The following is a 1,099-nucleotide window of genomic DNA, read 5'->3' on the forward strand; positions in this document are numbered from 1 at the left end:
TACCTGCTCAATGCCATAGGAGAAATCCCTGGTAAAGAGCTAATCAAACAGTGGCTAAAAGCAGGATATGTAGAGGCAGAAATATTCCACGATACCGAAAGCGGAACGCCACAGGGAGGGATTATTTCTCCCTTATTGGCAAACATAGCCCTCGACGGAATGGAAAAATTCCTAAGTCAATATAAAAAGACGAAGGAATACAAATATACCGACTCAAAAGGTAGAAAAAGAACAGAGAGGGAACACAAACCCAAATATGGGTTTGTTCGCTACGCTGATGACTTCATCATCACCGCAGAAAATCGTGAGGATTTGGAAGCCATTAAACCCATCCTAGAAGAATGGCTAAATCAGAGGGGTTTAAAACTTAATGCGGATAAAACCCAAATCACTCATATTAATGATGGCTTCAATTTCTTAGGGTTCAATGTCCGACATTACAAGGGTAAATGCTTAATTAAACCGCAAAAAGAAAAGGTCAAAGAATTCCTGTCTGGAATTCAACAATGGCTGAATCAACACAAAACGGTAAAAGCAACGGCAGTTATCCAGCACCTTAGCCCAATCATTAGAGGATGGGGGAACTACTACAAGCACAAGGTCAGTAAGGAGACGTTTTCTTACGTAGACTACCGAATATGGCAAATGCTGTGGAAGTGGTCGCTAAGAAGACACCCGAAAAAGGGGAAAGGTTGGGTAGCCCAAAAATACTTCAGAACAATCAACGGGACGAAGTGGAACTTTGCCCAACCCTTCTTGAACAGACATGGTAGGGAAACATTAATAACCCTGCCGAAGCTGGCATACATCCCCATAGTACGCCATGTCAAAGTCAAAGACACGGCATCTCCCGACGACCCAACACTCACCAAATACTGGCAAGACCGCCAATCCAAATACGGGAAATCGTACTGGGCAAAAGGCTCAAAACTCTATAACGTAGCGGTTAACCAAAATTGGAAATGTCCAGTATGCGGTGAACACTTGTTCAATGGAGAAGAACTGCACACTCATCACAAAAATAGGGTGGTAGATGGAGGAACAGACAAGGCCCAAAACCTTGTTCACCTTCACAAAGCCTGTCACAAGCACATACATA

1 protein-coding gene is annotated in these 1,099 nt (G+C 43.2%); it reads left to right on the plus strand.

Annotation, left to right across the window (positions count from 1 at the left end):
• On the plus strand, positions 1–1,099 hold a 1,099-nt coding region (locus QUA16_RS36760; RefSeq protein WP_333181802.1), incomplete at both ends, for a reverse transcriptase domain-containing protein.

Origin of the sequence: Microcoleus sp. S13_C3, from assembly GCF_036700905.1 — a bacterium.
In the GTDB taxonomy this organism is placed as follows: Bacteria; Cyanobacteriota; Cyanobacteriia; order Cyanobacteriales; family Microcoleaceae; genus Microcoleus.